Here is a 13,075-nt window from a genome sequence, read left to right as displayed (position 1 = left end):
GGCGATCACCGCCTCCGGCGCCGCATCGCGCAGCGAGGGCAGGGCGGCGAGCATCGCATGCAGCCGATCGAGCTGCTCGGGCATGCGGTCCAGCATCGCCAGCGGCAGCGGGCTGAGCTGGAAGACGAGGGCGCCGATACGTGACCCCAGACCTTCGAGCGCAGGCTCGATGAACTCCCGGATCGCGAGCCGCGGATCCAGGAAGGCGGTGTTGGCCTGCCGGCCTCGCCCATCCTCGCTGCGGACCTGCGCGTCGGTGACGAGGCTGGGCGCCTTCACCGTGAAGCGGAAGTCCTCCGGCACCTGCTGCGCATAGCGCTCGTACTGGCTCGCGGTCAGCGACTGGTAGAAGCCTCGATCGATGCTGACCGCGCGCAGCAGCGGGTGCCGCGCATAGGCGCTCAGGCCGTTGCGGGCCAGATTGGACTCGCCGTGCCGGCCCTCCCAGACGCTGCCTTGCCAGCCGGGATAGCTCCAGGACGAGGTGCCCAGCCAGATGCGCGGCGACAAGCGCTGCGCCAGCAGCCGCAGCGCGTCCTCGGCGGGCTGCGGCTGGATGCCGGCGCGACGTGGCTTGTGCGCCTTGCCGGACTGCGACGAGTCCGGATCGGCAGCGCCGTCGAGGTCCTGGTTGTCCGCCTCCCCGGCGGCATCGTCGAAGGCGCGGACCTGCTCGGGCGCCTCGTCACCGCTCGCCTCGCGCTTCGCCCGAACCCGTGCAGGGGCGGTGGACAAGGCCTCGTCGGGGACCGGCAGATCGCCGAAGAGCTCGTTCTGATGGGCGTCGGACTCCGAATGCATGGGCCGGCAGCATAGCCGCGGCGGCTACACTGCCGCGCGAGTCCCCGCCATGACCATCGAGTCTCCTTCCCCTTCTTCCGCTTCATCTCCCGCCTCCGTCTCCATCGCGTCCGTCGCGCCCACCGAGGTCGCGCCCGCCGATGAATACGCGATGCGGCTGGCCCTTGACCAGGCGCAGAACGCCTGGCTGGTGGGCGAGGTGCCGGTGGGCGCTGTGATCATGCGCGCCGGGCAGGTGATCGCCACCGGCTACAACCGCCCGATCACCACCCACGACCCCACCGCCCACGCCGAGATCGTCGCCCTGCGCCACGCCGCCCAGCTGCTGGGCAACTACCGGCTGCCCGAGTGCGAGCTCTACGTGACGCTGGAACCCTGCGCCATGTGCGCGATGGCGATGATGCACGCGCGGCTCAAACGCGTGGTCTTCGCCGCGCCGGATCCCAAGACCGGCGTGGCCGGCTCGGTGCTGGACCTGTTCGCGCAGAAGCAGCTCAACCACCACACCGCGCTGTGCGGCGGCGTGCTGGCCGAGCCTTCCGCCAAGCTGCTGCGCGAGTTCTTCGCCGAGCGCCGCGAGGCCGCGCGACAAGCCCGCGAAGCGCGCCGCCGCGCCGCGAGCGAGGCCGGCCTTGATGCATCGCTCGCCACCGACGGCCTGGGCCTGCTGCCCGCGCTGCCCGAGGTCCAGGAGTTTCCCGAGATCCCCGTCGGCGAGGCGCAATACCTGACCCTGAACATCGATCCCTCGCGGGACGATCCGAAGCCATGAGCTCCCTGATCCTCTACACCCCCTCCGGCGTCCTGGCGCAGGCGCAGCCGCTCAAGCGCGCCGCCAAACGGCTGGGCGCGCTCGGCTTCGACGTGGCCATCGACGAGGCCGCGCTGGCCAAGCATCAGCGTTTCGCCGGCGACGACGACACCCGCCTGGCCGCGCTGCACCGCGTCGCGGATGCCGCCCCCTCGGTGGCGCTGGCCACGCGCGGCGGCTACGGCCTGACGCGCCTGCTCGACCGCATCGACTGGACGCGCATCGCGCGCAGCGTCGAGCGCGGCACCCGCTGGGTCGGCCTGAGCGACGTGACGGCCTTGCAGCTCGCGCTGCTCGCCCACACCAAGCAGACCAGCTGGGCCGGCCCGATCGCCTGCGACGACTTCGGCCGCGCCGACACCGATGGCGGCGTGGACGAGATCACCCGCGACTGCTTCCTCGAAGCGATGGACGGCTCGCTGGAAGCCGTGGGCTTCCGCACCGAGCCGGGACTGGACGGCGTCGAGGCGCGCGGCACGCTGTGGGGCGGCAATCTCACGGTGCTGTGCTCGCTGCTGGGCACGCCGCACTTCCCGAAGATCAAAGGCGGCATCCTCTTCCTCGAGGACGTGAACGAGCACCCGTATCGCGTCGAGCGCATGCTGCTGCAGCTGGCGCAGGCCGGCGTGCTGGACGCGCAGAAGGCCGTGCTGCTGGGCAGCTTCAGCGGCTGGAAGAAGTCGCCGCTGGATCGCGGCTATTCGATGAAGAGCGTGGTCGAGGCGCTGCGCGCGCGCGTGCAAGTGCCGTTGATCTCCGGGCTGCCCTTCGGCCACGTGCCGACCAAGGTCTGCCTGCCCGTGGGCGCGAAGGCCGAGATGATGGTCGAGGGCCGCGACGTGATCGTCGCCTGGGGCCACGTCGGCCATGGCCATGATCATCACGACCACCACGGTCATGAAGGCCATGACGGGCACGACGAGCATTCGCACGATCACGTCCACGGTCATGCGCACGGGCATGACCACGACCACGACCACGACCACGACCACGATCACGATCACGATCACGATCACGATCACGGGCAAGCAGCGGCGCCGGCGAAGGCCGCCGGCAAGCGCCGTCGCTCTTGACGCGATCCTGACGCGGACGCGCACATCGTCCGCGACACCGCCGCTATGATCCGGGCCCAGCGCCAGCCGCGCCCCATGAGGGCAGGGCCCTGGCAATGATCTGGCAACGCCGCATCCGCACGATGCGGCTTTGTTTTTGGAAGGATGACGATGTCGTCGGGGCTGTGGAGCGCGTCGCGTGACGCGCAGGGTTGGCGAGGCCAACTGGCGCAAGGGGCGGGAGCCCTGACGCGGGGGCTGGCCCTGCTGGCGGCGGGCGCGGCCGCGGTGCTGCTCGCGGCCTGCAACAACAGCCCGTATCCGGCCGGATCGGCCAAGGACAACACGCTGTACCTGTCCTTCGACGAGCGCTCCCCTCGGTATCTCGATCCGACCGCCTCCTACACCTCGCCCGAGTCGGTCTATACCTACCAGATCATGGAGCCGCCCTACGGCTACCACTATCTGAAGCGGCCCTACGAGCTGATCCCGCGCGCCGCGGATCACGTGATCAAGCCCTATTACCTGGACGCCGCCGGGCAGCGCCTGCCCGACGACGCGCCCGTCGAGAAGATCGCGCAAAGCGTCTACGACGTGCCCATCCGGCCCGGCATCAAGTACGCACCCAGCCCCGCCTTCGCCAAGGATGCGCAGGGGCACTATCTCTATCACCACCTCAGCGCCAAGGACCTCGGCGACAAGCGCTCGCCATGGCAGTTCGCGCAGCAGGGCACGCGTGAGCTGGAGGCGGAGGACTTCGTCTACGCCATCAAGCGCCACGCCACCACGCGCATCGAGGCGCCCATCTACGGTCTGTTCTCCGAGCACGTCGTGGGGCTCAAGGAATACGGGGAGCTGATCCGCGCCGAGAACGCCAAGCTGCTCAAGGGCCTGCCGGAGAGCTCGCCCGACAAGCCCTTCCTGGACTTCCGCCGCTGGCCGCTCGCCGGGGCCGAGGCGGTGGACAAGCACACGCTGCGCATCCGCATCAAGGGCAAGTATCCGCAGTGGTCCTACTGGATGTCGACGACCTTCCTGGCGCCGATCCCCTGGGAAGTGGATCTGTTCTACGCCCAGCCCGGCATGGCCGAGCACGGCCTGTCCTGGAACCAGTGGCCCGTGGGCACCGGCCCGTACATGATGACGGAGTACCAGCAGGACCGCCGCCATGTGATGTCGCGCAACCCGAACTACCGCAAGGACGACCTCTATCCCTGCGAGGGCATGCCCGACGACGGCCCCGCCGGCCGGCTGGCCGACTGCGGCAAGCCCATGCCCTTCATCGACAAGATCGTCGCGACGCTGGTGAAGGAGCGCGTGCCCCGCAAGGAGCTGTTCAAGCAAGGCTATCTGGACATCCCCGATCTGGAGCGCGGCGACTGGGGCGTGGAGTTCTACGCCGATGCCAGCGACTCGCGCGAGGTCGAGGACTTCTTCAAGCAGCGCGGCTTCGCCTTCCCGCGCTCGACCGACCCGAACAACTGGTACCTGGGCTTCAACATGCTGGACCCGGTGATCGGCAAGGGCAAGACACCGGAGGACGAGGCGCGCCATCGCAAGCTGCGCCAGGCCCTGTCCATCGCGATCGACTGGGAAGAGGGCTACGGCCGCATCTTCAAGAACCGCGGCGGCGTGACCGCCTTCGGCCCGGTCCCGCCCGGCGTCTTCGGCTCGCGCGAGGCGCAGCCCGGCTTCTTCAATCCGATCACGCACAAGATCGTCGACGGCCAGGTCCAGCGGCGCTCGCTCGACGATGCCAAGCAGCTGATGGCCGAGGCCGGCTACCCCGACGGCCGCGACGCGAAGACGGGTCAGCCGCTGGTGCTGAACTACGACTTCATGCGCACGGTCACGCCCGAGGTGAAGGCGGAGAACGACTGGCTGGTCAAGCAGTTCGCCAAGCTGGGCATCCAACTGGACGTGCGCGCCACCGACTACAACCAGTTCCAGGAGAAGGTGCGCCAGGGCAAGCACCAGGTCTTCTGGTGGGGCTGGTTCGCGGACTACCCGGACGCGGAGAACTTCCTCTTCCTGCTCTACGGCCCCAACAGCAAGTCGCTGCATGAGGGCGAGAACTCGGCCAACTACGAGAACCTCGAGTACGACCGGCTGTTCAAGCAGGTGCAGGTGCTGGACGACGGCCCCGAGAAGCAGAAGGTCATCGACCGCATGGTCGAGATCGTGCAGCAGGACGCGCCCTGGGCCTTCGGCTACTGGGCCTGGACCGGGCAGGCGTATCAAAGCTGGGTGCACAACGGCAAGCCCAGCATCGTGATCCGCGATCCGGTGCGCTTCTACCGCATCGATCCGGCGCGTCGCGCGACGCTGCAATCCGATTGGAATCACCCGGTGTGGTGGCCGCTGCTGGTGCTGGTCGTCGGCGGCGTGGCCATCATCTGGATGACGCGCCGCAGCTTCCAGGCGCGCGAGACTGCCACCGCGCGCGGCACGAGCGCTCCGCTCGATCCCGTGTCGACCTCGACCGCTCCGCGAGGAGCCGACTGATGCTCAAGTACCTCGCACGACGGCTGGCCTACGGGCTGGCCATCCTGGTCGGCGTGAATCTGCTGACCTTCTTCCTGTTCTTCACCGTCAACACGCCGGACGACATGGCCCGGCTGAACATCGGCGGCAAGCGGGTGACGCAGGAACAGATCGACAAGTGGAAGGCCGAGCGCGGCTACGACAAGCCGCTGTACTGGGATGACTCGCAGCAGGGCGCGAGCCGCGTCACCCACACCGTCTTCTGGGAGCGCTCGGTCTCGCTGATGCTGCTGAACTTCGGTCGCTCCGACGCGCGTCAGGCGGTGGACATCGGCCACGAGATCAAGAAGCGCATGGGCGTGAGCCTGCAGCTGGCGGTGCCCATCTTCGTGCTGCAGCTGATCGTGAGCGTGGCCTTCGCGCTGCTGCTCACCTTCTTCCGCAACTCGCGCATCGACTTCTGGGGCGTGGTGCTGTGCGTGCTGATGCTGTCCATCTCCAGCCTCTTCTACATCATCGTCGGCCAGTACTTCTTCTCGCGCGTGCTGCGCCTGGTGCCCATCAACGGCTATGAGCCGGGCCTGGACGCGATCCGCTTCCTGGCCCTGCCCATCGTGCTGTCGCTGCTGTCGCGCCTGGGCGGAGAAGCGCGGCTGTACCGCGCGATGCTGCTGGAGGAGGTCGGCAAGGACTACGTGCGCACGGCGCGGGCCAAGGGCCTGTCCGAGCCCGTGGTGCTGATGCGCCATGTGCTGCGCAACGCGCTGATCCCCATCATCACCAGCGCCGGCGCCTATCTGCCCTACGTCTTCCTGGGCAGCCTGGTGTTCGAGAGCTTCTTCGGCATCCCCGGCCTGGGCGCCTTCGTCATCGAGGCGATCACCGGCCAGGACTTCGCCATCGTGCGCACCATGGTGTTCCTGGGGGCGGTGCTGTACATCGCCAGCAACGCGCTGATCGACGTGGTCTACACCTGGGTCGATCCGCGCGTGCGGCTGACCTGACGCGCGCGGCGCGAAGCACTGGATAGAGATTCGACATGGGATTCAAGGTCGTCATCCTCTGGACCGACGCGGCGCTGTGGGCGATGTTCGCGGCGCTGGTCCTCTACATCGTGCGGCTGGTCCGCCGTCCGCATCTGCGCGCCAACTGGCAGCGCGTGGCGCGCGACCCCGCGGCGCTGAGCGCCGGCGTGGTGCTGGCGCTGTTCCTGGGCATCACCGCGCTGGACAGCCTGCACTTCCGCCGCGCGCTGGCCGACAGCCCCAGCGGTCAGCAGTTCTACGAGACCCGCACCGAGTCCGTGCTGGACCTGCTGCTCGCGCGCCAGATCGAGATGCGCGAGACCAGCTACTCCGCGCCGCTCGCCTACCAGGGCTTCAACATGGACAGCGTCGCGCACGGCAAGGAGATCGTGCGCGAGTTCCCCCGCCTGGCCTTCGGCGGTGCGCACCTGAAGGATCCCGAACGCGAGTGGGCGGGCGACGTCACGGCCCGCGCGCTCGCGGGCCTGGCGGGCGGGGCGCTCGCCTCGGTGCTGATGGCGCTCGCCATCGCGGCGACCCTGGCGCCGCATCACGGCGGCTTCCGCCGCGGCCTGCGCGACCTGCTGGGCGACCGCACGCACTACCCGTGGCGCGCCGCCTGGGCGACGCTGTCGGTGGCGGCGCTGCTGGCCGGTCCGGCCATCGCGCTGATGGGCCACTATCACGTGTTCGGCACCGACCAGACCGGCAACGACGTGCTCTATCAGGCGCTCAAGAGCATCCGCACCGCCTTCGTGATCGGCGCGCTGTCCACGCTGGCCACGCTGCCCTTCGCGCTGGTGCTGGGCATCCTGGCCGGCTACCTGAAGGGATGGGTGGACGAAGTCATCCAGTACTTCTACACGGTGCTGACCTCGGTGCCCAATGTGCTGCTGATCGCGGCCTGCGTGCTGATGGTGCAGGTCTTCCTGGACAAGCACCCCGAGGCCTTCGCCACCGGCGCCGAGCGGGCCGACCTGAAGATCTTCCTGCTGTGCGCCATCCTGGGCGTCACGGGCTGGGCCACGCTGTGCCGGCTGGTGCGCGGCGAAACGCTCAAGCTGCGCGAGGCCGATTTCGTGCAGGCCGCCACCGCCTTCGGCGTGCGCGACACGACGATCATGGTCCGCCACATCGTGCCCAACGTGATGCACCTGGTGCTGATCTCGCTGGTGCTGAATTTCTCCGATCTGATCCTGTACGAGGCGGTGCTGACCTACGTCGGCGTGGGCGTCGATCCGGGCATGAACAGCTTCGGCGGGATGATCAACCTGGCGCGCTCGGAGATGAGCCGCGACCCGGTGGTGTGGTGGAGCTTCATCGCTGCCTTCGGCTTCATGGTGAGCCTGGTGCTGGCGGCCAACCTGTTCGCCGACGGCGTGCGCGATGCCTTCGATCCGCGCTCGCGCAAGCTGCGGCCGCAGGTGCTCTCCTTGAAGAAGAAAGCCGCGGCCAAGGCCGGCGGCGCGCAGGCCTGAGGGACGACGCGAGATGTTGAAGATCGACGACCTGCGGGTGCACCTGGACGCCGACGCCGGCCTGGTGCGCGCCATCGACGGCATGCGGCTGACGCTGGCGCAAGGCCAGACCTTCGCGCTGGTGGGCGAGTCCGGCTGCGGCAAGAGCATGACGGCGCTGGCGCTGATGCGGCTGCTGCCCGACAACGGCCGCATCGCCGGCGGCCGCCTGGACCTGGACGGCCAGGACCTGTTCGACCTGAGCGAGGCCCGCATGCGCGACGTGCGCGGCGGGCGCATCGGGATGATCTTCCAGGAGCCGGGCACCAGCCTGAATCCGGTGATGAAGGTGGGCGCGCAGATCGTCGAGGCGATCGAGGCCCACACGCCGCTGCGCGGCGAGGCGGCGCGGAAGAAGGCCGTCGACTGGCTGCGCCGGGTCGGCATCCCCGAGCCCGAGCGCCGCATCGACGAGTACCCGTTCCGGCTCTCCGGCGGCCAGAAGCAGCGGATCATGATCGCGATGACGCTGGCGGCCGAACCCGATTTCCTGATCGCCGACGAGCCGACCACCGCGCTGGACGTGACCATCCAGGCGCAGATCCTGGAGCTGCTCAAGGACTTGCAGCGCGAGCGCGGGCTGGGCCTGCTGCTGATCACGCACGACCTGGGCGTGGTGTCGGGCATGGCGCACCAGGTGGCGCTGATGTATGCGGGCCAGATCGTCGAGGTCGCGCCCGCGGCGGACTTCTTCGCCGCGCCCAAGCATCCGTATGCGCGATTGCTGCTACGCGCGCTGCCCGACGCCGAGCGCCGCGGCGAGCCGTTGGCTGCGATTCCCGGCACCGTGCCGCCGCTGTGGCAGGACTTCGACGGCTGCCGCTTCGAGCCGCGCTGCGACCGCGCCATGGTCCATTGCGGCTCGACCTGCCCGTCGCTGTCGGCGGTGCAGGACCGGCCGGCCGGCCACGAGGTGCGCTGCCTGCTCTACACCGATCCGCGCGAGGCGCTCATGCGTCCTGCAGCACGGCCGGCCGAGACGGCCGCCACAGCGAAGTCGTCGACGGACCAGGCGAACGGCAAACGGCCATTGCTGTTGGAGGTCAAGGATCTGAAGGTCCGCTATCCGCTGGCGCGCGGGCTGCTGGGCGGCACCAAGCGCTGGTTCGACGCGGTGGGCGGAGTGTCCTGGTCCATCGAGTCCGGCCGCACGCTGGCACTGGTGGGCGAGTCCGGCTGCGGCAAAACGACGACCGGCAAGGCCATCGTCCAGTTGCTGCGCCGCGTGGCGACCATCGAGGGTCAGGCCTTGCTCCATCCGCCGACGGATGCCGCGACGGGGCAGGGCGGGGCGCCGCGCGACCTGTTCGCGCTCGACGGCGAGGCCCTGCGCGAGGCGCGCCGGCAGGTGCAGATCATCTTCCAGGATCCGTTCGCGTCGCTGAACCCGCGGCTGCGGGTGCAGGAGGTGCTGGAGGAGGGGCTGCTCGCGCTCCGGCCGGAGCTCGATGCGTCCGCGCGGCTGGCGCTGCTGCATGAGCTGGTCGACCAGGTCGGGCTGCGCCGCGATGCGCTGGGCCGCTTCCCGCACGAGTTCTCCGGTGGCCAGCGTCAACGCATCGCGATCGCCCGCGCTCTGGCGGTCGAGCCGCGTCTGATCGTCTGCGACGAGCCGACCTCGGCCCTGGACGTCTCGGTGCAGGCGCAGATCCTGAACCTGCTGCGCGAGCTGCAGCGCAGCCGCGGACTGTCCTTCCTCTTCATCACCCACAACATCGGCGTCGTCGAGTACATCGCCGACGAGGTCGCGGTGATGCAGTCGGGCCGCATCGTCGAGGCCGGCGCCTGTGACGCGGTGCTGGGAAGCCCGCGTGAGGCCTACACCCGGACCCTGCTCGCGGCCGTCCCGCGCGTGGAGCGGCGCACCGCCGCCTGATCCCCGCAGCGCCTCGCCCTGTCCGGGGCGAGGCGGAATCCTGAACGTTACATGAACGACACGAAGCGCTTCGGCGCTTCGTGTCGCGCACTGCTGTGCGATCCGTGTCGTAACGCGTGACGAAGGCCGTGGGCGAAAACGACCCATGACTTCCTTCCGGTTGTCCGAAATCCGGTCAATCGCGGGTCGATTTGGGCGCTGGGAAGCGTGAAACGTCCGTTTACAACCCGTTAGGGCGAGTGTCGCCCGTTGCTGCGCAGCAACGTCGAGCGGCTGTCGCACGCTTGGTGTTTTCCCGCGAAATCCGCCCTCCGACCCCCGTTTGCCGGCCTGTTTAGGGAGATTACGGGGAGGTTAACGGGTGTACCCCCCCCGACACTCGCTCGCACGCTGGCGTGAGACGGATGCTCACCCGGTGGAGACCGACCGCCAACACCCTCGGCGGCGGTCCCAACACATCTAGGAGTGCGACACATGTTCAAAAGAAATACGCTCAACGCGGCCGTGATGGCGGCGCTGGGTCTTGCGGGGATCGCGGCTCAGGCACAGGAGGCCGCTGGGTCGCAACAACTCGAGCGGGTGGAAATCACCGGCAGCTCGATCCGTCGCGCCGCGGCCGAAACCGCCCTGCCGGTGACCACCATCACCCGCGAGGAAATCACCCGCACCGGCGCCACCACCGCCCAGGACCTGATCGGCCTGCTGCCGTCGAGCTTCGGCGGCACCGTGGTGTCCAACAACGTCGGCGCCACCGGCGGCGCGGCCACCGCCAACCTGCGGGCGCTGGGCTCCAAGTACACGCTGGTGCTGCTCAACGGCCGTCGCATCGCCAACTTCGCCTTCGGCAACAACCCGGTCGACCTGAACTCGATCCCGCTGTCGGCGGTCGAGCGCGTGGAAGTGCTGCGGGACGGCGCCTCCTCGCTGTACGGCGCCGACGCGGTCGCGGGCGTCATCAACTTCATCCTGCGCAAGGATTACCAGGGCGCCGAGGCGAATTACGCCGAGTACAAGGGCGACCATGGCAAGGGCGGCAACTCGTCGGTCATCACCGGCGTGGCCGGCTTCGGCGACCTGGCCAAGGATCGCTTCAACGTCATCGTCTCGGCCAGCCGCGAGGAAGTGACCGCCCTGAAGGCCGTCGACCGCGAGTTCGCCAAGACCGCCGTGCGTCCGGACCTGGGCATCAACAAGTCCTCGCCCCGCAACGGCATTCCGAACCTGAGCTTCACCGACACCAACGGCAACAAGTACGTCGGTGTGAACCCGCTTCGCTTCGGCGGTTGCAACGCCCCAGAGTTCGCGCTGGTCCCCGTCGCCAACCCCAACCAATGCGGCACCGACTACGCGCGCTTCATCGACCTGATCCCCGAGCAGTGGCGCGTGAACGGCACCGCTCGCGGCGTGTTCCAGCTCAATGAGGACAACCAGATCATCGCGGAGGTCATGCAGAACCGCGATCGCGTCCAGTCCTTCTATTCGCCGGCTCCGTACACCGTGCCCATGACCTACCCGGCGAACGGTCGCTTCTATCCGACCTCGATCACGCTGCCGGACGGCACCAAGGTCACCCCGACCGGTCCGATCACCGGCAACTGGCGGACGGTCGCAGGTGGCGGTCGCTCGGATATCACCGAGACCAAGATGACCCGCGCGCTGATCGGCGCCAAGGGTACGGTGGCCGGCTGGGACTACGACACCGCGGTGACGTATTCGAAGAACCAGGGCGAGATCTTCTTCGGCCCGGGCCAGTACAGCTATGCGAAGCTGACGCCGCTGATGAACGCCGGCGCGATCAACATCTTCGGACCGCAGGACGCCACCAGCAAGGCCGCTCTGGACAGCGCGCAACTGACCGGCCGTCAGCAGGAAGCCTCCTCCACCTCGACCGAAGTCGACTTCCGCGTCTCGCGCGAGATCTATCAGCTGTCGGCCGGCGCGGTCGGCCTCGCGCTGGGGACCAACTTCCGCAAGGAAAAGCTGGACCAGTTCTCCGAGCCGGTGCTGGCCTCGGGTGACGTGGTCGGCGGCAACGGCCCGGTGCCCAGCGTGAGCAGCGGCCGCAAGGTCTTCGGCGTGTTCGGCGAACTGGTGGTGCCGATCCTCAAGAACCTGGAAGCCAACTTCGCCGGTCGCTATGACAAGTACAAGAACGACTTCGGCACGAGCTTCACCAGCTTCAGCCCCAAGGCGACGCTGCGCTATGAAGTGAGCAAGGACCTGGTGCTGCGCGGCTCGGTGGCCAAGGGCTATCGCGCGCCGACGCTGTACGAAAACCTGCGCCCGTTCACCACGGGCAACAACACCTCGGCCAACTGGAGCGACCCGATCCGCTGCCCGGGTGGCGTTCCCCTGACCGATGCTCAGACCTCCAACCCGGTCGGCCTGTACAAGGACGAATGCGAGGTCCAGCTGGATTCCGCCACCTCCGGCGACCGCAACCTGAAGCCGGAGAAGTCCAAACAGTTCTCGCTGGGCATCGCCTTCTCGCCGATCCAGGACCTGACCACCTCCATCGACTACTGGAACGTGGACATCAAGGACCCGATCGTCGCCAAGTCCGAGATCCAGGTGTTGAGCAATCCCAGCGCCTACAGCCAGTACATCTACCGCTACGACCCGGTGAACGATCCGGACATGAAGAATCCGATCGCCGGCAGTCAGAACAAGGACTTCCCGATCGCCTACGTCTACCTGCCGCAGGAGAACACCGGCAAGACCTACGCGTCGGGCCTGGACTTCAGCGCGCAGTACCGTCTGAAGGCGGGCGAATGGGGCACCTTCGGCGCCCAGTTCGACGGCATGCTGCTGCTGACGCACGGCTACCAGTACATCGGCGTGCCCAAAACCTCGGACCTGGGCAAGTTCAAGGACTTCGGCGCGGTGCCGCGCTGGCGCCATGCGGTGACGTTCATGTGGAAGCGCAGCTTCTGGGACGTCTCGCTGACCAACAACTTCACCAAGGGCTATGAGGATTACACCGACCCGACCGCGGTCGGTGCCGATTACCCGCTGGTGCGCAAGGTCGGCAACTACTCGACCTGGGACGGACAGGCGTCGCTGTCGCCGACGAAGGCGCTGACCTTCACCTTCGGCATCAAGAACCTGTTCGACAAGGAGCCGCCGTCGTCCCGCAACAGCCTGAACTTCCAGGTGGGCTACGACGCGACCTACACCAACCCGATCGGCCGCCAGTTCTATGGCCGCGTGAACTACAAGTTCTTCTGATCGGGCACGCTGCTTGCTCCCACAAGACCGCCTTCGGGCGGTCTTTCAGCTTCCAAGGGGCGGACTTTCGTTTTCGGACGCGATCCGCCCCGCGGTGGTGCACCTTAAGGGTTACCTCTAGGGTGGGGCGGGGGAGCGCTGTGTCCAATACCAGTAAGATACCAGGACACCTATTCAAGCGAGCCCACAGCCGGACCGTGGGCGTGTAGAGCAGGTCCTGGCGAGTTACATCGGGTGATCAAGATGCTGGGCGAGGGTCGCATGCTGGGGCAAACCCCATG

The 13,075-nt window shown here is 68.0% G+C and carries 8 protein-coding genes; 7 read left to right on the top strand and 1 reads right to left on the bottom strand.

Annotation, left to right across the window (positions count from 1 at the left end):
* The coding region (locus ABDW59_RS14865) for a DUF72 domain-containing protein (protein WP_343630610.1) at positions 1 to 801 on the bottom strand (801 nt) is incomplete at its 3' end.
* A 151-nt stretch (positions 802 to 952) separates the two neighbouring features.
* On the opposite strand from ABDW59_RS14865, the gene tadA reads away from it, so the two are divergent.
* The 7 genes from tadA (at position 953) to ABDW59_RS14830 (ending at position 12,794) form a co-directional block, all read left to right on the top strand.
* Positions 953 to 1,573: a tRNA adenosine(34) deaminase TadA gene (tadA, locus tag ABDW59_RS14860; RefSeq protein ID WP_343630617.1), complete on the top strand. Its 621-nt coding sequence runs from the start codon at positions 953 to 955 to the stop codon at positions 1,571 to 1,573.
* A complete protein-coding gene (locus tag ABDW59_RS14855) occupies positions 1,570 to 2,685 on the top strand; it encodes an LD-carboxypeptidase (protein ID WP_343630609.1) in 1,116 nt (371 codons plus the stop codon). Before tadA ends, ABDW59_RS14855 begins: the two co-directional genes overlap by 4 nt.
* Before the next feature lie 150 nt (positions 2,686 to 2,835).
* The gene (locus tag ABDW59_RS14850; RefSeq protein ID WP_343630608.1) at positions 2,836 to 5,169 is read left to right on the top strand and encodes an ABC transporter substrate-binding protein; all 2,334 of its coding nucleotides are present in this window, start codon (positions 2,836 to 2,838) and stop codon (positions 5,167 to 5,169) included.
* On the top strand, positions 5,169 to 6,152 hold the full coding sequence (locus ABDW59_RS14845) for an ABC transporter permease (protein WP_343630607.1): 984 nt from the start codon (positions 5,169 to 5,171) through the stop codon (positions 6,150 to 6,152). Before ABDW59_RS14850 ends, ABDW59_RS14845 begins: the two co-directional genes overlap by 1 nt.
* 35 nt (positions 6,153 to 6,187) lie before the next feature.
* A complete protein-coding gene (locus ABDW59_RS14840) occupies positions 6,188 to 7,651 on the top strand; it encodes an ABC transporter permease (protein ID WP_343630606.1) in 1,464 nt (487 codons plus the stop codon).
* A gap of 13 nt (positions 7,652 to 7,664) precedes the next feature.
* Positions 7,665 to 9,566, top strand: a complete 1,902-nt coding sequence (locus ABDW59_RS14835) for a dipeptide ABC transporter ATP-binding protein (RefSeq protein WP_343630605.1) — start codon at positions 7,665 to 7,667, stop codon at positions 9,564 to 9,566.
* Positions 9,567 to 10,040: 474 nt separating this feature from the next.
* Positions 10,041 to 12,794: a TonB-dependent receptor gene (locus tag ABDW59_RS14830; protein WP_343630604.1), complete on the top strand. Its 2,754-nt coding sequence runs from the start codon at positions 10,041 to 10,043 to the stop codon at positions 12,792 to 12,794.
* The last annotated feature ends 281 nt before the right edge of the window (positions 12,795 to 13,075 follow it).

It is taken from the genome of Roseateles sp. (genome assembly GCF_039595295.1).
GTDB lineage: Bacteria > Pseudomonadota > Gammaproteobacteria > Burkholderiales > Burkholderiaceae_C > Roseateles.
This window is presented reverse-complemented; position numbering and strand designations above follow the sequence as displayed.

What these genes read in the sequence shown, in the direction of transcription:
- ABDW59_RS14850 (WP_343630608.1), top strand. Translation starts at nt 2,836, where the DNA reads ATGTCGTCGGGGCTGTGGAGCGCGTCGCGTGACGCGCAGGGTTGGCGA.
- ABDW59_RS14835 (WP_343630605.1), top strand. Translation starts at nt 7,665, where the DNA reads ATGTTGAAGATCGACGACCTGCGGGTGCACCTGGACGCCGACGCCGGC.
- ABDW59_RS14840 (WP_343630606.1), top strand. Translation starts at nt 6,188, where the DNA reads ATGGGATTCAAGGTCGTCATCCTCTGGACCGACGCGGCGCTGTGGGCG.
- ABDW59_RS14855 (WP_343630609.1), top strand. Translation starts at nt 1,570, where the DNA reads ATGAGCTCCCTGATCCTCTACACCCCCTCCGGCGTCCTGGCGCAGGCG.
- tadA (WP_343630617.1), top strand. Translation starts at nt 953, where the DNA reads ATGCGGCTGGCCCTTGACCAGGCGCAGAACGCCTGGCTGGTGGGCGAG.
- ABDW59_RS14830 (WP_343630604.1), top strand. Translation starts at nt 10,041, where the DNA reads ATGTTCAAAAGAAATACGCTCAACGCGGCCGTGATGGCGGCGCTGGGT.
- ABDW59_RS14845 (WP_343630607.1), top strand. Translation starts at nt 5,169, where the DNA reads ATGCTCAAGTACCTCGCACGACGGCTGGCCTACGGGCTGGCCATCCTG.